This is a genomic window from Actinomycetospora chibensis (assembly GCF_028737215.1).
In the GTDB taxonomy this organism is placed as follows: Bacteria; Actinomycetota; Actinomycetes; order Mycobacteriales; family Pseudonocardiaceae; genus Actinomycetospora; species Actinomycetospora chibensis.
Genome location: NZ_JAQZAM010000008.1, coordinates 182891 through 202554 on the forward strand (window position 1 = coordinate 182891; position 19664 = coordinate 202554).

At 74.4% G+C, this 19664-nt stretch carries 18 protein-coding genes; 14 read left to right on the forward strand and 4 right to left on the reverse strand.

Translation table 11 applies throughout. The features are described from left to right. The first annotated feature begins 34 nt into the window (after nt 1–34). From PH189_RS14385 to PH189_RS14415, 7 genes are all read left to right on the forward strand, one after another. Nucleotides 35–967, forward strand: a complete 933-nt coding sequence (locus PH189_RS14385) for an ArsR/SmtB family transcription factor (RefSeq protein WP_274189486.1) — start codon at nt 35–37, stop codon at nt 965–967. After that, nucleotides 964–2049, forward strand: coding sequence for a uroporphyrinogen decarboxylase/cobalamine-independent methonine synthase family protein (locus PH189_RS14390; RefSeq protein ID WP_378015025.1), 1086 nt, complete (start codon nt 964–966; stop codon nt 2047–2049). The genes PH189_RS14385 and PH189_RS14390 overlap by 4 nt, the downstream gene beginning before the upstream one ends. 27 nt (nt 2050–2076) lie before the next feature. Further along, a complete protein-coding gene (locus PH189_RS14395; RefSeq protein ID WP_274189487.1) occupies nt 2077–3018 on the forward strand; it encodes an NAD(P)-dependent oxidoreductase in 942 nt (313 codons plus the stop codon). 107 nt (nt 3019–3125) lie between these two features. Beyond that, nucleotides 3126–3860, forward strand: a complete 735-nt coding sequence (locus PH189_RS14400; protein ID WP_274189488.1) for a hypothetical protein — start codon at nt 3126–3128, stop codon at nt 3858–3860. Between the two features lie 46 nt (nt 3861–3906). Next, complete coding sequence (gene ligA, locus PH189_RS14405) at nt 3907–6072, forward strand: NAD-dependent DNA ligase LigA (protein WP_274189588.1); 2166 nt, start codon at nt 3907–3909, stop codon at nt 6070–6072. A gap of 233 nt (nt 6073–6305) precedes the next feature. Further along, nucleotides 6306–7124, forward strand: a complete 819-nt coding sequence (locus PH189_RS14410) for a 3-keto-5-aminohexanoate cleavage protein (protein ID WP_274189489.1) — start codon at nt 6306–6308, stop codon at nt 7122–7124. 185 nt (nt 7125–7309) lie between these two features. Then, nucleotides 7310–8701, forward strand: coding sequence for an FAD-binding oxidoreductase (locus PH189_RS14415; RefSeq protein WP_274189490.1), 1392 nt, complete (start codon nt 7310–7312; stop codon nt 8699–8701). A gap of 6 nt (nt 8702–8707) precedes the next feature. On the opposite strand, the gene PH189_RS14420 is transcribed toward PH189_RS14415, so the two are convergent. Beyond that, nucleotides 8708–9367, reverse strand: a complete 660-nt coding sequence (locus PH189_RS14420) for an ACT domain-containing protein (protein WP_274189491.1) — start codon at nt 9365–9367, stop codon at nt 8708–8710. Between the two features lie 298 nt (nt 9368–9665). Between PH189_RS14420 and gatC the strand changes: the two genes are divergently transcribed. The 4 genes from gatC (at nt 9666) to PH189_RS14440 (ending at nt 13687) form a co-directional block, all read left to right on the forward strand. Beyond that, nucleotides 9666–9962, forward strand: coding sequence for an Asp-tRNA(Asn)/Glu-tRNA(Gln) amidotransferase subunit GatC (gene gatC, locus PH189_RS14425; protein WP_274189492.1), 297 nt, complete (start codon nt 9666–9668; stop codon nt 9960–9962). Beyond that, complete coding sequence (gene gatA, locus PH189_RS14430; protein ID WP_274189493.1) at nt 9959–11512, forward strand: Asp-tRNA(Asn)/Glu-tRNA(Gln) amidotransferase subunit GatA; 1554 nt, start codon at nt 9959–9961, stop codon at nt 11510–11512. The genes gatC and gatA overlap by 4 nt, the downstream gene beginning before the upstream one ends. Then, entirely contained in the window at nt 11509–13017 is a 1509-nt protein-coding gene (gene gatB, locus PH189_RS14435) for an Asp-tRNA(Asn)/Glu-tRNA(Gln) amidotransferase subunit GatB (protein WP_274189494.1), read from the forward strand. The genes gatA and gatB overlap by 4 nt, the downstream gene beginning before the upstream one ends. Before the next feature lie 181 nt (nt 13018–13198). Next, nucleotides 13199–13687, forward strand: coding sequence for a hypothetical protein (locus tag PH189_RS14440; protein ID WP_274189495.1), 489 nt, complete (start codon nt 13199–13201; stop codon nt 13685–13687). 115 nt (nt 13688–13802) lie between these two features. Here the strand turns inward: PH189_RS14440 and PH189_RS14445 are convergent, their stop codons facing one another. Continuing rightward, the gene (locus PH189_RS14445; protein ID WP_274189496.1) at nt 13803–14972 is read right to left on the reverse strand and encodes a PQQ-dependent sugar dehydrogenase; all 1170 of its coding nucleotides are present in this window, start codon (nt 14970–14972) and stop codon (nt 13803–13805) included. 197 nt (nt 14973–15169) lie between these two features. Here PH189_RS14445 and PH189_RS14450 point away from each other — a divergent pair, with 197 nt between their 5' ends. The 3 genes from PH189_RS14450 to PH189_RS14460 all read left to right on the forward strand — a co-directional run bounded on the left by PH189_RS14450 (nt 15170) and on the right by PH189_RS14460 (nt 16606). Then, the gene (locus PH189_RS14450) at nt 15170–15373 is read left to right on the forward strand and encodes an alpha-ketoglutarate-dependent dioxygenase AlkB (protein WP_420791495.1); all 204 of its coding nucleotides are present in this window, start codon (nt 15170–15172) and stop codon (nt 15371–15373) included. Between the two features lie 24 nt (nt 15374–15397). Beyond that, nucleotides 15398–16327 (forward strand): 2-hydroxyacid dehydrogenase, encoded by a 930-nt coding sequence (locus PH189_RS14455; protein ID WP_274189497.1) that lies wholly within the window; start codon nt 15398–15400, stop codon nt 16325–16327. 96 nt (nt 16328–16423) lie between these two features. Continuing rightward, nucleotides 16424–16606, forward strand: coding sequence for a hypothetical protein (locus tag PH189_RS14460; protein WP_274189498.1), 183 nt, complete (start codon nt 16424–16426; stop codon nt 16604–16606). 55 nt (nt 16607–16661) lie between these two features. On the opposite strand, the gene ilvD is transcribed toward PH189_RS14460, so the two are convergent. Together ilvD and PH189_RS14470 are read right to left on the reverse strand one after the other, a co-directional pair. Continuing rightward, nucleotides 16662–18503, reverse strand: coding sequence for a dihydroxy-acid dehydratase (gene ilvD / locus PH189_RS14465; RefSeq protein WP_274189499.1), 1842 nt, complete (start codon nt 18501–18503; stop codon nt 16662–16664). Nucleotides 18504–18546: 43 nt separating this feature from the next. Beyond that, on the reverse strand, nt 18547–19350 hold the full coding sequence (locus PH189_RS14470; RefSeq protein ID WP_274189500.1) for a PH domain-containing protein: 804 nt from the start codon (nt 19348–19350) through the stop codon (nt 18547–18549). Nucleotides 19351–19664: the final 314 nt, after the last annotated feature.

The window sequence follows — 19664 nt, forward strand, 5'->3', positions numbered from 1 at the left end:
CACACCGAAACGCGCTGGGCCTACCGTCGGCGGCATGACATCGCCAGCTCCCGGCGTCCAGGCCGGGGGAGACGTCGACATGGCCGCGGTGGGCGAACTGCTCGCCGACCGCAGCCGCTGCCGCATGCTGCTGGCGCTCGCGGACGGCCGGGCCCTGCCCGCGAGCGTCCTGGCGTCCGAGGCGGGGGTCGCCCCGTCGACCGCCAGCGGGCACCTCGCGCGGCTGACCGGGCGCGGGCTCACCGAGGTCGTGGCCACCGGGAAGTACCGCTACTACCGGCTCGCCGGTCCCGAGGTCGCCCGGCTCGTGGAGGTCCTGGGACGGATCGCGCCGACGGGCCCCGTCCGGTCGCTCCGGGAGGGCACGCGCGCGCACGCCCTGCGGATGGCGCGCCGCTGCTACGACCACCTGGCCGGCCGTCTCGGCGTCGCCGTCACCGACGCCCTGCGCGACCGCGCCTGGATCGAGGGCTCCGACGGCACCGTCGACCCGACCGAGCGGGACGGGCACCAGCTGCCCGGCCGCCTTCCCGAGGACGGCGCCTACCGGCTCACCGACGCCGGCCGCGACGGGCTCGCGGGGCTCGGCGTCCCGGTGCCCGCCGGCCTGACCGCCGTGCGCTGCTGCGTCGACTGGACCGAGCAGCGCCACCACCTCGCGGGTCCGCTCGCCGAGGCGCTCCTGGCGCGCTTCGACGCGGACGGCTGGCTGCGCTCCACCCCGGGCCACCGGGCACTGCGGGTCACCGACGACGGCGTCGCCGGGCTGGCGGCGAGCCTCGGCGTCGGCTGGCCGCCGCCGGCCGCGGTCCTCGCCGGGGTCGGCGCTGGCGCCGGCCGTGGCGCTGCTGGCGCTGGCGAAGGGCGCCCCTCGCCCCTCTGGTCGGCCGAAGGTGCCCTTCGCGCGGAACCAGCCCGGCCCGCGCGGCGCACGGTTTCCCGCCGGGGAGGACGCTGGGGGACGTGAGCGAGACGATCGAGCCGACCGACACCGTGGTCACCACGCCCCCCCGCGAGCCGCAGCCCGGCGACCGCGCCACCGGGCTGGGCTCCTGGCCCGGCACCGACCCCCGGGAGGTCGCGCGGACGGTGGTCGGCGAGCTCCCCGGCCTGCCCTATGTGCCCGAGCTGCCCGCCCGCGGCGTCGGCGCCGACATGATCGGGCGCACCGCGGCGCTCCTGGTCGACATCGCCACCGAGGTCTGGCCGTCGGGCTACCGCGTCGCGCGCCGGCCCGGCGGCGACCACCGGCGCGGGGTCGAGCTGCTCGCCCGCGACGTCGACGCCCTCGACGAGGCGCTCGGCGAGGCGGGCGCCACCCCGGCCGCCGTGAAGTGCCAGGTCGCGGGCCCGTGGACGCTCACCGCCGGCGTCGAGCTGCACTCCGGGCACCGCGTGCTCACCGACCGCGGCGCCGTCACCGAGTTCGCCGCGAGCCTCGCCGAGGGCCTCCGGGTCCACGTTGCGGAGCTCGGCCGGCGGGCGAACGCCCCCGTCGTCGTCCAGATCGACGAGCCGACGCTGCCCGCCGTCCTCGCGGGCTCGCTGCGGACCCCGTCGGGCTACGGCACCGTCGGCTCGGTGCCGGGGGCCGAGGTCCGCGCCCTGCTGGCCGGCGCGGTCGCCGCGGCCCGGGAGGCGGGCGCGGCGCAGGTGGTCGTGCACTGCTGCCACCCCACGCCGCCGCTGGCGCTGCTCGGGGCGGTCGGCGCCGACGCCGTGGCCGTCGACCTGGGGGCGCTCGGCGGCGCCGACGCCCCGAAGGACGTCCTCGACGCCCTGGGCGAGCTCTGGGACGCCGGCACCGAGCTCTGGCTGGGCATCGTCCCGTCGACCGACCCCGACGCGCCGCCCGCCCTGCACGACCTCGCTGCGCCCGCGCTCGGGCTGGCCGACCGCCTCGGCTTCGACCGCGCGCGCCTCGCCGACCGGGCCGTCGTCACCCCGGCGTGCGGGCTGGCCGGCGCGAGCCCGCGGTGGGCCCGGACGGCGACGGGCACGACCGTCGAGCTCGCCCGCGCGTTCGTCGACCCACCCGCGAGCTGGTGACCAGCTGAGCGGTGATCCACTGAGAGCGTGCGGATCGGACTGGTGGGCGGCGGGTTCGCCGCTCTGAGCGGAGCCCTCCGGACGGCCTTCGACGAGGCCGGGTGGACGGGGATCGAGATCGTCGACGTCCCGGTGGACGTGCCGCCGGGCGGGCTCGAGCGGGTCGACGTCCTGTGCCCGATGGGCAGCTCGATCTCCGGCGCGCTGATGGACGCGACGACGCCGCGCATGATCCAGCAGTTCGGGGTGGGCCTGTCGGGCGTGGACATGCCGGCGGCCGCCGAGCGCGGGATCCCCGTCGACAACGTCTCGGGCGCGGAGTCGGGCAACGCCGTCGCGGTCGCGGAGATCGCGCTGCTGCACCTGCTCGCCCTGCTGCGCCGGTTCACCGAGGCGCAGGCGAACGTCGCGCGCCGGGTCGTCGGGGAGCCGTCGGGCATCACGCTGGCGGGCAGGACGGTCGGCGTCCTGGGGGTCGGCGACATCGGCGCCGAGGTGGTCGTGCGGCTGCGCGCGTTCGGCGCCGTGCCCGTCGGCATCGGACGTCGTCCGCGGACCGAGACGCCCCGGGCCGTCGCCCTGCTCGACGAGGAGCACTACCACCGCACCGACGACCTGCTCGCCGCCCTCGCCCGCTGTGACGACCTCGTCGTGGCCTGCCCGCTCACCGACGAGACGCGGGGGATCGTCGGCGCCGACGCGCTGGAGGCCCTCGGCCCCCGGGGGCACGTGGTCAACGTGGCGCGCGGTCCGGTGATCGACCGCGACGCCCTGCTCGCCGCGCTGCGCGCGGGACGGGTGGCCGGCGCGGGCCTCGACGTCACCTGGGTGGAGCCGATCGACCCCGAGGAGGAGCTGCTCGCCTGCAACGTCGCGGTCACCCCGCACGTCGGCGGCGTCACCGAGACGTCCTACGCCGGGATCGCGCGCGGCTTCGTGGCGTCGGTGGAACGCCACCTGGGTCGATGACGGCGCGTCACTGACGGCGGATCGGCGCACACCACCGTGAACGATCAGGGCCACGTTCGGCCCTACGCGAGTACTCTTCGTGTGCATCGCGGAAGCTGGGGGCGATCATGGCCCGATCGGTGGTGCTCGGCGGCGCGGTCTGTGCCCTGGCGTGGGTGGCGGCCGTGCTGACCGCCCTCGCGGCCGTCCCGCCCGAGGGGCTCGCCCTCGACAGCCCGCGCGGTGCCTGGCTCGCCGTGCTGTTCGTGTCCCTGCTGGCGGTGGCCGGGCTCGCGGTGCTCGGCCTCGCCGGCGCGCCGCCGCGCTCCGGGCGGCAGCTGGTGGTCGCCGGTGTCGTGGGCGGGATCGCGTGGGGCGCGGCGATGCGGGGGTTCATGGCGACGGTGGCCGGACGGGAGTCCGTGGTCAGCTGGCTCGGGACGTTCGGCTTCCTCCTGCTGCCGAGCGCCGTCGTCGGCGGACTGCTCGGGTACGCCGAGCACCGGCGGCGTCTCGGCCGCCCGCGCCGCCGTCTGACGCTCGTGCCGCTGATCTTCGCGGTCGACCCCTCCGCTCTGCTCCTCGTGCTGCCGGCCATGGCGGGCGGGTGGGCCCTGGCCGGGAGCGGGACGCGGGCCCGGCGACGGCTGGCCTGGTCGGCGATGATCGTCCCGGTCGCGGCCTTCCTGGTCATCGTGGCGCTGGTCGGGGACATCCCCCGCCTCCTCACCCCCGCCGGTGTCGTCGCCGCCGTCCTGCTGTTCTCCTGCCTCGCCGTCCTGACGCTCGCGTGCTCGATCCCCTACCGCGACGCGGCCCGGGACGACGCGAAGACGCGGTCCACTGTCGGGGTCGACGGCTAATCTCGCCCCCGTGACCAGCGAGACCGCACCGATCGCGCCAGCCGGGATGGGGCAGACCGACGTGCCCGCGGAGGCCGCGCAGCGCCACCGCGAGCTGTCCGAGGTCGTGGCCGACCATCAGTTCCGCTACTACGTCCTCGACGCCCCGATCGTCTCCGACGGCGAGTTCGACGAGCTCTTCGGCGAGCTGCAGGGCCTCGAGGAGCAGCACCCGACCCTGGTCACGCCCGCGTCGCCCACACAGCGGGTGGGCGGCGGCTTCTCCACCGACTTCGTCGCGATGGACCACCTCGAGCGGATGCTCTCGCTCGACAACGCCTTCGCCCCCGAGGAGCTGCGCGAGTGGGTCCTGCGGGTGCAGCGCGAGCTCGACCACCCGACCGAGGAGCTGCTCTACCTCTGCGAGCTCAAGATCGACGGGCTCGCGGTGAACCTGCTCTACGAGGACGGCCACCTCACGCGCGCGCTCACCCGCGGCGACGGCCGGACGGGCGAGGACATCACGCTCAACATGCGCACGCTGGCCGACGTGCCCACCGAGCTGACGGGCACCGACGAGTTCCCCGTGCCCGAGCTGATGGAGGTCCGCGGCGAGGTGTTCTTCCGTCTCGCCGACTTCGAGGAGCTCAACGCCGGCCTCGTCGCGGCGGGGAAACAGCCGTTCGCCAACCCGCGGAACTCCGCGGCGGGCTCGCTGCGCCAGAAGGACCCGCGGGTCACCGCGACGCGCCCGCTGCGGCTGATCTGCCACGGCCTGGGCAAGCGGCGCGGCTTCACCCCGGTGCGCCAGTCACAGGCCTACGACGCGCTGGCGGCGTGGGGGCTGCCGGTGTCCACGCACACCCGGGTGCTGCACGGCGTCGACGCGGTCATCGAGCACGTCGGGTACTGGGGCGAGCACCGCCACGACGCCGAGCACGAGATCGACGGGGTGGTCGTCAAGGTCGACGACGTCGCCCTGCAGCGCCGGCTCGGGTCGACGTCGCGGGCCCCGCGCTGGGCGATCGCCTACAAGTACCCGCCGGAGCAGGCGACGACGACGCTCAAGGGCATCAGCGTCAACGTCGGGCGCACCGGGCGCGTGACGCCGTTCGCCGAGATGGAGCCGGTGCTCGTCGCCGGGTCGACGGTCTCGTTGGCGACGTTGCACAACGCGGGCGAGGTCGAGCGCAAGGGCGTCCTCATCGGCGACCGCGTGATCATCCGCAAGGCCGGCGACGTCATCCCCGAGGTACTCGGCCCGGTCGTCGAGGCGCGCACCGGCAACGAGTACGCGTTCGTCATGCCGACGCACTGCCCCGAGTGCGGCACCGAGCTGCGGCAGATGCGCGAGGGCGACAAGGATCTGCGCTGCCCCAACGCCCGCTCCTGTCCCGCGCAGCTGCGGGAGCGGCTGTTCCACGTCGCCGGCCGCGGCGCATTCGACATCGAGGTGCTCGGTTACGAGGCCGCCACCGCGCTGCTCGACGCCGGCGTGGTGCAGGACGAGGGCGACGTCTTCCGGCTCACCGAGGACGACCTCGGCCGGGTCGACCTCTTCCGCACCAAGGCCGGCAACGTCTCCGCCAACGGCCGCAAGCTGCTGACCAACCTCGAGACGGCCCGGCACCGCCCGCTGTGGAAGGTGCTCGTGGGCCTGTCGATCCGCCACGTCGGTCCCACCGCGGCGCAGGCCCTCGCCCGGCACTTCCGGTCGGTCGACGCCATCGACGCCGCGAGCGAGGAGGAGCTGGCCGCGGTCGACGGGGTCGGTCCGACCATCGCGCACGCGGTGCGCGAGTGGTTCTCGGTCGACTGGCACCGCGAGGTCGTCGAGAAGTGGCGCGCCGCGGGCGTCGAGCTCGAGGAGGAGGCCGACGAGTCGATGCCCCGCACCCTCGAGGGTCTCTCGATCGTGGTCACCGGGTCGCTGCCCACGCTCTCGCGCGACGAGGCGAAGGAGGCGATCCTCGCTCGCGGCGGGCGCGCGGCCGGCTCGGTGTCGAAGAAGACGGCGTTCGTGGTGGTCGGCGACGAGCCGGGCTCGAAGTACGACAAGGCCGTCGCCGCCAAGGTGCCGATCCTCGACGAGGGCGGCTTCCGGGTGCTCCTGGAGCAGGGGCCGGAGGCGGCCGCCGGTGTCGCGTTGGTCACCGCGACCGACGGGGCGGGCGAGGCGGACGGGACCGCTGGGAACGGTGAGGCGCCGGCGGAGGAGGACGCCGGCGCCTGAGGATGCTCGGAGATCACCCGAGGTCCGAGGGCGCCGAGGCATTCGTGGCCGCGTGCGGCACACTCGCACCGACGGGTGACGGGTGACGGGGCCGTCTGGGTGGCAGTGGCGATTCTCGCCGCTGACGGCGCGACGGCTCGCAGCTCGGCGTTGCCCTCGTCGCCGGGAGCGTCGAAGCTGGACGCCAGCTGAACTCAGGGCCCCGGGTCGCAGGTGGAGGGAGGGTCGCCGCGGTGCTGCAGTGCTGCCTCAACGGTGCCCGACCGGCCGACGTGTACCCCGCGGTCCCGATGAGCCCGCGCCACCTCGCCCGGGACGCACGCGCGGTGGCCGCCCTGGGCGTCACGAGCCTGCACGTCCACCCGCGTGACCGCGACGGGCAGGAGAGCCTCGACCCGCGGGTCATCGGCACGGTCGTCGACGCCATCCGCCGGGAGGCCCCGGAGATCGAGATCGGGGTCACCACCGCACGATGGGTCGAGCCCGACCCCATGCGGCGCACCGAGATCATCGCCCAGTGGGGACGCCTGCCGGAGCAGGCCCGCCCCGACGTCGCCGCCGTCAACGTGCACGAGCGCGGCTGGCAGCGGGTCTGCGAGGCGCTCGACGCCGTCGACATCGGCATCGAGCTGGGCGTCTGGACCACCGGCGACGCCGTGCAGCTCAAGCAGGCCGGCCTCCCGCGGGGCACCGCCCGCGTCCTCGCGGAGGTCACGGTCACCGATCCCGACACCGCGGTGGCCGAGGCCGTGCGCATCCTCAAGGCCCTCGGTCCCGTCCCCGCGCCGATTCTCCTGCACGGCGAGGAGGCCGGCGCCTGGCCGGTGCTCGAGTACGCCAAGCGGAACAACCTCGACACCCGCATCGGCTTCGAGGACACCCTCAAGGGCCCCGACGGCACCTGGCTCGCCACGGGCAACGAGGAGCTCGTGCGCTACGCCCTGGGCAAGGACGTGGCCGGGCGCTACGAGCGCCGCCGCAACGGCACCCGTGCGGGCGGCCTGCGGTCGTCGCCGCTCTGGCCCGGCTCCCGGGCCGAGCACCGCCGCTGAACTCGCGCCGACCCTCACGCTCCGTGACGATGCCGGGACGGAGGCTCTTCGTACTTCTACGTATGTGGCCTCGTCCGGCGCAGCGCGACGATACGGAGAGTCGCGCGGGCGGAGTCCGTCGGGACGCCAGGAGCCCCGGACCCAGATCGCTCCGACGACGCGATCCACGGGGACGGAGCACGGCCATGACCCACGTCGTTTCACGCTTCGACGATCTGCGCACCTCGCTGTCCGGCACCGTCGTCACCCCGGAGGACCCGGGGTACGACGACGCCCGCCGGGTGTGGAACGCGGACATCGACCGGAGACCGGCCGCCGTCGTCTACTGCGCCACCACCGAGGACGTCGCCCGCGCGGTGTCCTTCGCCCGCGACGCGCCGCTCGAGATCTCGGTGCGCGGCGGCGCCCACTCCGCGTCCGGGATGTCTGTGGGGGACGCGGGGATCGTCATCGACCTGAGCAGGATGAACGACGTCGAGGTGGATCCGGAGGCCCGGCGGGCCACGGCCGGGGGCGGTGCGCTGCTCAGAGACCTCGACGCCGCGACCCAGATCCATGCGCTGGCGGTGCCGAGTGGCGAGATCGGGCACACCGGCCTTGCCGGGATCACCCTCGGCGGGGGGATGGGTTGGCTGACGCGACAGCACGGGCTCACCAGCGACAACCTCGTCTCGGCACGCGTCGTCCTCGCCGACGGACGGGTCGTGCGCGCGGCGGCGGACGAGAATCCCGATCTCTTCTGGGCCATCCGTGGCGGGGGCGGGAACTTCGGGATCGTCACCGAGTTCGAGTTCGCCCTGCACGAGGTGGGACCGCAGATCGAGCTGGGCATGCTCTTCTACGGCATGGATCAGGCGGCCGACGCCCTGCGGGTCGCGCGCGAGGTCATCCCCGTTCTCCCGCCCGACGTGAGCTTCCAGGTGGTGGCCATGCCCGCGCCGCCCGAACCGTTCGTCCCCACCGAGCACCACTTCCGCCTCGGGATCGCCCTCGTCGCGGTGGGTTTCGGTGGCGAGGAGAGCCATCGGGGCGTCGTGGACCGCGTTCGGAAAGCGCTGACGCCGCTCTTCGAGATGGTTACACCGATGCCCTTCACCGCGTTGCAGCAGATGTTCGACGAGCCCTACGGCTGGGGTGTTCACGCCTATGAGAAGTCCCTCTACCTCGAGCGATTCACCGACGGAGCCATCGACGTGATCGTCGAACAGGTCGCCGGCATGGTCTCGCCAACGTCCGTCGTGCACTTCTACGTGCTCTCCGGGGCCTTCTGCACCGCCGACGACGCAGGCACGGCCTTCGGCGGAGGGCGCTCACCGCGGCTGTGTGTCTTCATCATCGGGATGACACCGCAGGCCGAGGCGCTGCCCGTTGAACGCGCGTGGGTGCGGGGCTTCTACGACGCGCTCGCGCCGCACGCGATGGGCACGGGTGCCTATGTCAACGAGCTGATGACCGACGACGTCCACCGCGTGCCGGCCACCTATGGTGCCAAGCTCGTGCCTCTACAGCGCATCAAAGCCGTCTACGACCCGGAGAACGTCTTCCACCGCAACGCCAACATCCTGCCCGCGACCTGAGGGCCGTCAGCCCACGATCGTCGCCACGATCCCGGCGAGGTGGGACAGGCGGGCGAGCTCGGAGGGCCGGAACGCGGGCCCGCCGGGGCGGCCCACCACGAGCGCCCGCTCGGGGCGGCCGACGGGCGCGGCGGCCAGCTCGGTGTCGAGGGCGGTCCAGGCCTCGGGCACGAGGTGCCCGCCGGCGGGGTCGAGCACGGTCGCCTTGTCCAGCGGCAACCAGGCGAGCTCGACGGCCTCGGTCTCCGGCGCGGCGGCGCTCGAGGCCACGCGGCGCACCCTGGCCCCGGAGCCCGTGGCCTCGGTGACCAGGGCCCAGGCCGAGCGGAAGAGGCCCGGCACGCCCTCGGCCAGCAGGGTCACGCCCATCTCGGGGCGGGCGGCGACGGCCTCGACCAGCTCCAGCTCGCGCGTGGTGTCGAGAGCCCCCGCGAACGGCCGCACCGACTCGACCACCACGCCGTGCACCGACTCCGCGGCGGTGATGAGCACGTCGGGGGGCCGCGAGCTGGGCATGTCCACGACGAGGTCGTCCACGGCCGTCCCGGCGCCGCGCTCGACGACGTCGACGGAGAGGATGTCCGCGCCCTCGGTACCGAGCGCCGAGGCCAGGGCCCCGAGGGTGCCGGGCCTGTCGGGCAGCACCACGCGCAGCAAGTAGGTCACGGCCCTCCTCGACCCCCCGAGACTCCGGCGAGTCTCCCGACACCGACGTGGACCCCGCGTGCGGCCTGGTACCCGCCGCGGACCCGGCGCATCCTCCCAGGCCGACCCCCGCGGGGGCGAGTGACGATCACACGCGCCTCCCGGCAAACCTCGTCGAGGCCCGGGTCGGCGCGGTCCTAGACTGGGTGTTTCGCGCGCGGGTGATGCAACGGAGCTCGGCCCGACGTCCCGGGAGACGACCTCTCACCCGACGCCGCGCGGAGCTCGACCCGACCATCGTGCACGACCCCGGAGGGACATGTCCGACATCACCCGCGACGACGTCGCCCACCTCGCCCGCCTGGCCCGCCTCGCGGTGACCGACGCCGAGCTGGACACGTTCTCGCGCCAGATCGACGCGATCGTGGACACGGTCTCGGCGGTGGGCGACATCCCGGACGACATCCCGCCGACGGCGCAGGTGGTGCCGCAGACGAACGTGCTGCGCCCCGACACCACGGAGCCCTCGCTGCCGCGCGAGGCCGCCCTGGCGGGCGCGCCCGCCGCCGAGGAGGGCCGCTTCCGCGTGCCGCGGATCCTGGGGGAGGAGCTGTGAGCGGGGCGAGCACAGCGACGGGAGGACAGAGCGAGCTGATCTCCCTCGACGCCGGTGAGCTGGCCCGGCGCATCCACGCCCGTGAGGTCTCGTCGGTCGAGGTCACCCGGGCGCACCTGGAGCGCATCGAGGCCGTCGACGGCCCCGACGGCGTGCACGCCTTCCTGCACGTCGACGCCGAGGGCGCCCTCGCGGCGGCCGAGGCGGTCGACCGCGCGGTGGCCGAGGGCGGGCCCGTCTCGCCCCTGGCCGGGGTCCCGGTGGCGGTCAAGGACAACATGACCACCACCGACATGCCGACCACCTGCGCGTCGGCGATCCTCGACGGCTGGCGCCCGCCCTACGACGCCACCGTCGTCGCCCGGCTGCGGGCGGCCGGACTGATCCCGCTGGGCAAGACCAACCTCGACGAGTTCGCCATGGGCAGCTCGACCGAGAACTCGGCGTTCGGCACCACCCGCAACCCCTGGGACCTCTCGCGCATCCCCGGCGGCTCCGGGGGCGGGTCGTCGGCGGCGGTCGCCGCGGGCGAGGCGCCGCTGGCCCTCGGTTCGGACACCGGCGGCTCGATCCGCCAGCCCGGGGCGGTCACCGGCACCGTCGGGGTCAAGCCCACCTACGGCACGGTCTCGCGCTACGGGCTCGTCGCGTTCTCGTCCTCGCTGGACCAGATCGGGCCGTGCGCGCGGTCGGTGCTCGACGCCGCGCTGCTCCACGAGGTGATCGGCGGGCACGACCCGCGCGACCAGACCTCGGTCGACGGCCCGCTGCCGCCGGTGGTCGAGGCCGCGCTGGCCGGTGCCCGGGGCGACCTCGCGGGGGTGCGCGTCGGCATCGTCAGCGAGTTCTCCGGCGAGGGCTACCAGCCCGGCGTGCTCGCCGCGTTCACCGACGCCGTGCGCGTGCTCGGTGAGCTGGGCGCGGACGTCGTCGAGGTCTCGTGCCCGTCGTTCTCCTACGCCTTGCCGGCCTACTACCTCATCGCGCCGAGCGAGGCCTCGAGCAACCTGGCCCGCTTCGACGCCATGCGCTACGGGCTGCGGGTCGGGGACGACGGCTCGCAGTCCACCGACGAGGTGATGTCGCAGACGCGCGAGAAGGGGTTCGGCGCCGAGGTCAAGCGCCGGATCATGATCGGTACGCACGCCCTGTCGGCCGGCTCGTACGACGCGCTCTACGGCAAGGCCCTCAAGGCCCGCACGCTGATCGTCCGCGACTTCACCGCCGCGTTCGAGACCTGCGACGTGCTGGTCTCGCCGACCACGCCCACCACGGCGTTCCCGATCGGCGAGCGCACCGACGACCCGCTGGCGATGTACCTCGCCGACCTCTGCACGATCCCGTCGAACCTCGCCGGCAACGCCGCGCTCTCGGTGCCCTGCGGCCTCGCCGCCGACGACCAGCTACCGGTCGGCATGCAGATCATGGCCCCCGCCCTCGCCGACGACCGTGCCTACCGCGTCGCGGCGGCCTACGAGACCGCGCGCGCGTCGGCGTCGGACGCCGGCCCCCGTATCCCGGAACTGCGTGCCCTGGAGACGTCCCGATGACGGCCACTGTCGAGTCCGCGCCCTACACCGTCGAGGAGGTCTGCGAGCAGTTCGACCCCGTCATGGGGCTCGAGGTGCACGTGGAGCTCAACACCGCGACGAAGATGTTCTGCGGCTGCGCGAACGCCTTCGGTGCGGAGCCCAACACCCACGTCTGCCCGGTGTGCCTGGGCCTGCCGGGCTCGCTGCCGCGGCTGAACGGCACCGCCGTCGAGTCCGCGATCAAGATCGGCCTGGCGCTCAACTGCCGGGTCCGGGAGCGCTCCGGCTTCGCCCGGAAGAACTACTTCTACCCGGACATGCCGAAGAACTTCCAGATCTCCCAGTACGAGGACCCGATCGTCTTCGACGGGTACCTCGACGTGCCGCTCGACGACGGCACCACCTGGCGCGTGGAGATCGAGCGCGCGCACATGGAGGAGGACACCGGCAAGTCCCTGCACGTCGGCGGGGCCACCGGGCGCATCCACGGAGCGGACTACTCGCTGCTCGACTACAACCGCTCCGGCGTGCCGCTGATCGAGATCGTCACCAAGCCGATCATCGGGGCCGGCGTCCGGGCCCCCGAGGTGGCGCGCGCCTACGTCACGGCACTGCGCGACGTCCTGCGCGGCCTCGGGGTCTCCGACGTCCGGATGGACCAGGGCTCGATGCGCTGCGACGCCAACGTGTCCCTCATGCCGAAGGGCGCGACGGGGTTCGGCACCCGCACCGAGACGAAGAACGTCAACTCGCTGCGGTCGGTGGAGCGCGCGGTGCGCTACGAGATGGGCCGCCACGCCGGCGTGCTGCTCTCCGGCGGCACCATCCGACAGGAGACCCGGCACTTCGACGAGCAGTCGGGGACCACCTCGCCGGGCCGGCCGAAGGAGACCTTCGCCGACTACCGCTTCTTCCCCGAGCCCGACCTCCCGCCGCTGGAGCCCTCGCGCGACTGGGTCGAGACGCTGCGCGCCGCCCTGCCCGAGCGCCCCTGGGAGCGCCGCGCGCGCATCCAGACCGAGTGGGACCTCTCGGACGAGGAGCTGCGCGACCTGGTCAACGCCGACGCGCTCGATCTCGTCGCCGACACCGTCGACGCCGGCGCCCCGCCGGAGGCCGCCCGTTCGTGGTGGGTCTCGTACCTGTCCCAGCAGGCCAACACGGCGGGGGTCGCCCTGACCGCGCTCCCGATCACGCCGGCGCAGGTCGCCCGGGTCATCGCGCTGGTCGAGGACGGGACGTTGACCAACAAACTGGCGCGCCAGGTCGTCGACGGCGTCCTCGCGGGCGAGGGCGAGCCCGACGACGTGGTCGCCGGGCGGGGTCTGGCCGTGGTCAGCGACGAGAGCGCGCTGACCGCCGCGGTGGACGAGGCACTCGCCGCCCAGCCGGCCGTGGCCGAGAAGATCCGCGCGGGCAAGACCAAGGCGGCCGGGGCGATCGTCGGCGCGGTGATGAAGGCCACCCGGGGGCAGGCGGACGCCGCCCGCGTTCAGGAGCTGGTGCTCGAGCGCTGTCAGTGACCAGAACTCGTCCGGGCAGCATCTTTTTTCGAGACCTCCCCGTAACTCGAACGAGATCCCTCCGTTGGGTGATTCAGGAAGCAGCCTGTAGCGGCTTCTGAACCGGGCGTCACCGTCGATCGGTGGTGTACGACCGTCCGGTTCATCCCCCGAAGCCAGATGAACTACCCAGGAGGGTCGAATGGGTGCACACAGTGCCCGCCAGGCGAGCACGGTCGGCAAGATCGCCGGCCGGGGCGCACTGACCGCCGCGGCCGCGCTCGCGCTGACGGGCGGCACTGCGTCGTTCGCGTTCGCCGCCGAGGCGCCGAACGTCGACAACACGTCGTCCACCCTCGAGGACGTGGCGTCCAGCAACATCGAGGGCGTGCAGGAGCTCCCCGAGACGGACGTGCCCACGACCGTCAAGGGCGGCGAGGAGTTCGTCGGCGGCCACGCCTCCGCGGCCCAGCACGACGTCAACCGCATCACCTCGGCGCTGACCTCGGACCTGCAGACCGCCGCGAACGCCAACGGCGTCCCCGTGGGCAGCCAGGCCACCGACACCGAGCAGGAGATCTCCGGCTCGGTCAACGAGGTCTCCGGTCAGGTGCACGACGCCACCGGGTCGGGCGCCCAGCAGGTCGACGACGCGATCTCGAGCGGCTCCAGCATGCTCTCGTTCTCCTGATCCGCTCCCCAGATCAGGACGGACCCGCGGCCCCGGTCCTCCTCCCCACCCGGGGGAGGGCCGGGGCCGTGGTGCGTCCGGAGGTGGTGCGTCGGGAGGTCGGCTCCTCGGGCCGCTAGTCGGCCCCGCTGGCTCCACCCGACGGCGGACGGATGCGCACGACGCGGTCGTCGGTCGGCGTGACGGGGCCGCCGGCGTCCTTGTTGGCCGTGGTGAACCAGATCAGGCCGTCGGAGGCGACGTCGGTGCCGGTGATCCGCCCGTAGGCGCCCGCCAGTACCGCCTGGGGCGTGCCGACGAACCCACCCTGGGGTGTGGGGCGCAGGACGAACATCGCGCTCGAGCCCCGGAGCCCGACGACGAGCGTGCCCGGCAGCGCCACGCACCCGGCCACCCCGGGTCGCTCGGGCCACGTCCAGGCCGGGGCGGCGGCCGCGTTCGGACCCGGCGCGACCCCGGGCCGCACGGCCAGCAGGACGTCGCGCGGGCCGGCCCGGTCGGTGACCCAGCTGACGCCGGCCGCCGCGTCCGCACACACGTCGCCGGGGGCGTGCAGGCCGCTGCCCACCACCGGCGACGCCGGGTCGGGCGTGCCGGGGGCGGGCCGCCCGAACGGGTCGATGCGCAGCAGCTTGCCGGCCAGCGAGGTGGGCGAGGCCGCCGCCGCCCGGTCGCCGCCGTCGCCCGTGGCCACGAGCAGGGTGCCGTCGGGCTCGACCCCGATCGCGCCGCTGTTGCCCGACGCCCCGCGCGGGATGCCGCCCAGCACCGTCTTGGGCACGTCCCCGGGCGCGATCCGCAGGACGGCGTTGCCGCTCGGGGTGGTGGCGTAGGCGTAGAGGAGCTGGTCCTCCGCGTAGGAGGGGGAGAGCGCCAGCGAGGTGAGCCCTCCGTCGCCCGCCGCGTCGACGGGCACCGTCGCCACGGTCTCCGGGGTCTCCTCGGGGGCGACGCGCAGGATGCGGCCGGTCGTGCGCTCGGCGACCAGGGCGGCGGCTCCACCCGGCAGCGTCACGACCGCGGACATCGGCGCGAGGCAGGTGGCGACGACCTGCGGGTCGGGGTCGACGCACGGCGGGGGCACCGAGGGCCCGTCCGAGTTCGGGGCGGGCGTGGGCTCGCCGGTCTCGGGCAGCTGCGGCTGCGGCGCCCGCTCGGCCGAGAGGTCGGGGCGCTCGCGCCAGGGCTGCTGCCCGGCGTCGGGGAACTGTGCGCAGCCGGCGAGCAGCGCCGCGAGCGTGGTCAGTGCGGCGAGCAGCAGCACGTACCGCGACGGACCGGACACGGCTCGACACACTAGGCGTCCCCTGCTGTGCCGGCCGTGAGACGGGGGCTGCCGCCGAGCCACCCACGGCCCCGGGGGCACGCGCGGCGCGGCTGCCCCCGGACGGGCGATGAGCGTCGAGACCGTGTGTCTGGGCCGGCACCGGATCCCCTACCGCTACTCGCGCACCCGCGACGACCAGGTCGCTGAGCCTCGGGGTGGCCTGTGTGTTCCGCATCGGCAACACCGAGAACCGCGGGCGCCCGTACGCCGACCTGGTGCTCGACTCCGGGGATCTCGTGGTGTTCGGCCGGGAGAACCGGCTGGCCCACCACGGGGTACCGAGGATGCCGCCGAGGACATCGGCCTGCCCGAGGGTCGCATCAAACATCACGCTGCGGGTGTCCGGCCTGCAGGACTGACGCCGGCGACTACCCTCCCGCCCCGTGAGCGCCGAACCCGTGACCGTGCTGGTGCCCCACGACGAGGGGGAGGCCGCGCTCGCCGACATCGACGGCCTCGAGCTCGTCCGCTACGACGAGCAGGCCGACGCCCTGCCCGACGCCGCGGAGCGGGCCGCGGTGCTGATCCCCGGCTTCCTCGCGACGACCGACGCGTTGAAGCTGGTCGGACGGTGCCCGAACCTGCGTCTGGTGCAGCTGCTCTCGGCCGGCGCGGAGATGTGGGTGGGCCGGCTCCCCGAGGGCGTGCAGCTCTCCGACTGCCAGGGTGCGCACGGCGGGGTCACCGCCGAGTGGGTGCTCGCCGCGACCCTCGCCGTGCTGCGCGAGATCCCGCCGTTCGTGCGCGCCCAGGACGGGGGCCGCTGGGACCAGCACATCACCGACACGCTCACCGGCAAGCGGGTCCTGCTCGTCGGCGCGGGCGACCTTGCCGACCAGACCGCGCGCCGGATGGAGACCTTCGACGTCGCCGCCATCACCCGCGTCGGGCGCCGGGCCCGCGAGGGCGTGCACGCCACCTCCGAGCTACCCGATCTGCTGGGCGACCACGACGTCGTCGTGCTCCTCGTCCCGCTCACCGACGAGACCCGCGGCCTCGTGGACGCCGCGTTCCTCGCCGCGATGCCCGACGGCGCGCTGCTGGTGAACGCCGCGCGGGGCCCGGTGGTCGACACCGAGGCCCTGCTCGCCGAGCTGCGTGCCGAGCGCCTGCGTGCCGTGGTCGACGTCGTCGACCCCGAGCCGCTGCCTGCCGACCACCCCCTGTGGTCCGCGCCGAACCTGCTGATCACCCCGCACGTCGGCGGCAGCGTCCCGGGGCACCTCGAGCGGGCCTACCGCGTCGTGCACACCCAGCTCGAGGCCGTCGCCCGCGGCGAGGATCCGCCGAACCTGGTGATCAACGGGTACTGAGCGCTCCGATGCTTACTTGCTAGGCAGCACGCAAGTATGTAGAAAGGGGACACGCCCACGCGCCGAGACGTGGACGACGTCGGAGCGGAGCGGGCGATGACAGCGTGGACGAGCGTCAGCACGGGGGCGGGCGAGGAGATCGTGCGGGTCGACGTCGAGGACGGCGACCCGTTCGCGGTGATGGCCCTGGGCCGGCACACCGTCGTGCTCACGCGCGACGAGTGCCGCCGGATCGCCGACGCGCTGCGCGCGGCGTCGCGCCGGTCTCCGCCGCGGTGACGCGACCTCGGTGCCGAACCCCGCGCTGAACGCGGGATGCGCCACCGAGGACGACCTAGACCGAGCGGACCGCGCCCGTCGCCCCCGAGGTCACGAGCTTCGCGTAGGCGCGCAGGGCGCTGGTGAGCTGGCGGTTCCGCTCGACGGCGGGCTGCCACGGACGCTCCGAGGCCTCCATCTTGGCGCGGCGCTCGGCGAGCACGTCGTCGTCGACGAGCAGCTCGATGCGCCGGGCGTCGACGTCGAGCAGGATCTCGTCACCGTCCTGCACGAGCCCGATCGTGCCGCCGGCCGCCGCCTCGGGGGAGACGTGCCCGACGGAGATGCCGCTCGAGCCGCCGGAGAAGCGGCCGTCGGTGACGAGCGCGCACACGGCGCCGAGGCCCGCGCCCTTGAGGAATGCGGTCGGGTGCAGCATCTCCTGCATGCCGGGGCCGCCGGCCGGGCCCTCGTAGCGCACGACGATCACGTCGCCGGGCTGCACCTGCTTCCCGAGGATGATCGAGACGGCCTCCTCCTGGCTCTCGACCACCCGCGCGGGGCCGCGGAAGTACCGCCCGTCCTCGGGTAGTCCGGCGCTCTTGATGACGGCGCCGTCGGGGGAGAGGTTGCCGGCGAGCACGGCGAGCCCGCCGTCGGCCGAGAACGCGTGCGCGACGTCGTGGATCACACCGCTGACGCCGTCCTGATCGAGCGACGACCAGCGGTTGGTCGTCGAGAACGGCTCGACGGTGCGCACACCGCCGGGCGCGGCGTGGAACAGCTCGACGGCCTCCTCGGACGGCGAGCCGCCCCGGATGTCCCAGGCGCCGAGCCACGCGTCGAGCGAGGGGGCGTGGACCGTGTGCACGTCGCGGTGCAGCAGGCCGCCGCGGTCGAGCTCACCGAGGATCGCGGGGATGCCGCCGGCGCGGTGCACGTCCTCCATATGGTGCGAGGAGTTCGGCGCGACCTTCGAGACGCACGGCACCCGACGGCTGACGGCGTCGATGTCGGCGAGCGAGAACTCGAGGTCGGCCTCGTGGGCGGCGGCGAGGATGTGCAGCACGGTGTTCGTCGAGCCGCCCATGGCGACGTCGAGGGCCATCGCGTTCTCGAACGCGTGCCGCGACGCGATGTTCCGCGGCAGCACCGAGTCGTCGTCCTCGGCGTAGTAGCGCCGGGCCAGGTCGACCACCGTGCGGCCCGCGTCGAGGAACAGCTCGCGGCGGGCCGCGTGCGTCGCCAGCGTGGAGCCGTTGCCGGGCAGCGAGAGCCCGAGCGCCTCGGTGAGGCAGTTCATGGAGTTCGCGGTGAACATCCCCGAGCATGACCCGCAGGTGGGGCAGGCGGAGCGCTCGATCTCGGTGAGCCCGTCGTCGCTGACCTGCGAGGACGCGGACGCGGAGATCGCGGTGATGAGGTCGGTCGGGGCCTGGGCGACGCCGTCGACGACGACGGCCTTGCCGGCCTCCATCGGTCCCCCCGACACGAACACGGTCGGGATGTTGAGCCGCAGCGCGGCGTTGAGCATGCCCGGAGTGATCTTGTCGCAGTTCGAGATGCACACCAGCGCGTCCACGGCGTGGCCCTGGACCATGTGCTCGACGCCGTCGGCGATCACCTCGCGGGACGGCAGCGAGTGCAGCATCCCGCCGTGTCCCATGGCGATGCCGTCGTCCACGGCGATCGTGTGGAACTCGCGCGCGATGCCGCCGGCCTCGCGCACCGCGCCCGCCACCAGCTCGCCCAGCTCCTTGAGGTGCACGTGCCCGGGCACGAACTGGGTGTAGGAGTTGGCGATCGCGACCAGCGGCTTGCCGAAGTCGGCATCGGTGAGACCGGTGGCGCGCCAGAGGGCGCGCGCCCCGGCGGCGTTGCGGCCCTGGGTGGTGACGCGCGAGCGGAGCGGCGGCACAGGTGACCTCACAGGACGATCAGGTGGGGGCGACCGCCCGAGGTTACGCCCGCTCGGATCCCTCGCCCGGGGTCGCGTCCGCGGCGTCCCGGTCGGTGTCCTGCTCGGCCTCCTGCTCGGTCTCCTGCTCGGCCTCGCGGAGCCTCGCGATCCGCATCCGGGTGGCCTCGAGCTCGCGCTGGTGCGCGGCGGCGTCCTCGACCTCCTCGGGCGTCGGCATCGTGATGCGCCCGCGGCTGGCCTGCGCGACGCGCCCGAGGTCGCGGGTCCGGACGCCGACCAGCGCCAGCTCGCTCTCGTCGCCACGCACCGCTCGCACCCACCCGCGCTCGACGACCCGCAGGGTGGCGACGTCGTCCCACGCGACCCGTTGCGAGCCCCGCACCGAGCGCACCCGCAGGGCCTCGACGTCGACGGTCGTGCGCGTGCGCACCACCCACCAGCCCAGGGCGAGGGGGAGGAGGAACACCAGGAACCAGGCGCCGCCGAGGAACGCGATCGGGGAGACGCAGATCGCGACGAAGCCGACGGCGATCAGCGCCGACATCGGGACGGCCCGGAACGTGGCCGGGCGGGCCTCGGGGCCGGCCGGCCCCTCGTCGGTCGCCCCGGTCGTCCCTGCCGTCGTCCCCCGCTCGTCGCTCACTCCCGCGATGGTGCCAGCAGGCCGGTGCTCGGGCGCGATGTGCCATCGGAGGACCAGGCGACGGGCAGCGGCGTCCCGGCCGGCAGGGCAGGCGGTGTCGCCGGCGACGAGGTACATGCCTGCCTCGGTGTCGACGACCTCGAGCAGCGTCCCGGCGCGTCCGTCCGCGGCGGAGTGGGCGAAGGTCCACCACCGCAGCACTCCGGGCTCGCGGGTCAGCTCCGCGACGGCGCGGCGACGGCGCGAGGGCGGACGGGGGCCGAACGGCGGCGGCGCGCGCGAGGACGCCGCGCACGAGCGTCGGGTGGACGCGGAGGAGCGTGCGGCGTCCGTCCTCGTCGGCCGGCGTGAGCAGGGCACCTGCAGGGAAGCGCTCGGGCAGGGCGCGGCGGACCGCGTCGCTCCAGCGGTCCAGGTCCGCGGGGGTGAGCGGCGCGGTCTCGCGGGTGAGGACGGCGGTGACGGGCAGGGAGTGGTCGGTCCCGTCGCCGGCCACGAGCGTCCTGATCGCGCCC

Excerpts from the sequence above, each read along its gene's own strand:
- gatB (WP_274189494.1), top strand. The coding sequence starts at position 11,509 with ATGACGGCCACTGTCGAGTCCGCGCCCTACACCGTCGAGGAGGTCTGC.
- gatC (WP_274189492.1), top strand. The coding sequence starts at position 9,666 with ATGTCCGACATCACCCGCGACGACGTCGCCCACCTCGCCCGCCTGGCC.
- PH189_RS14415 (WP_274189490.1), top strand. The coding sequence starts at position 7,310 with ATGACCCACGTCGTTTCACGCTTCGACGATCTGCGCACCTCGCTGTCC.
- ligA (WP_274189588.1), top strand. The coding sequence starts at position 3,907 with ATGGGGCAGACCGACGTGCCCGCGGAGGCCGCGCAGCGCCACCGCGAG.
- PH189_RS14400 (WP_274189488.1), top strand. The coding sequence starts at position 3,126 with ATGGCCCGATCGGTGGTGCTCGGCGGCGCGGTCTGTGCCCTGGCGTGG.
- PH189_RS14440 (WP_274189495.1), top strand. The coding sequence starts at position 13,199 with ATGGGTGCACACAGTGCCCGCCAGGCGAGCACGGTCGGCAAGATCGCC.
- PH189_RS14460 (WP_274189498.1), top strand. The coding sequence starts at position 16,424 with ATGACAGCGTGGACGAGCGTCAGCACGGGGGCGGGCGAGGAGATCGTG.
- PH189_RS14385 (WP_274189486.1), top strand. The coding sequence starts at position 35 with ATGACATCGCCAGCTCCCGGCGTCCAGGCCGGGGGAGACGTCGACATG.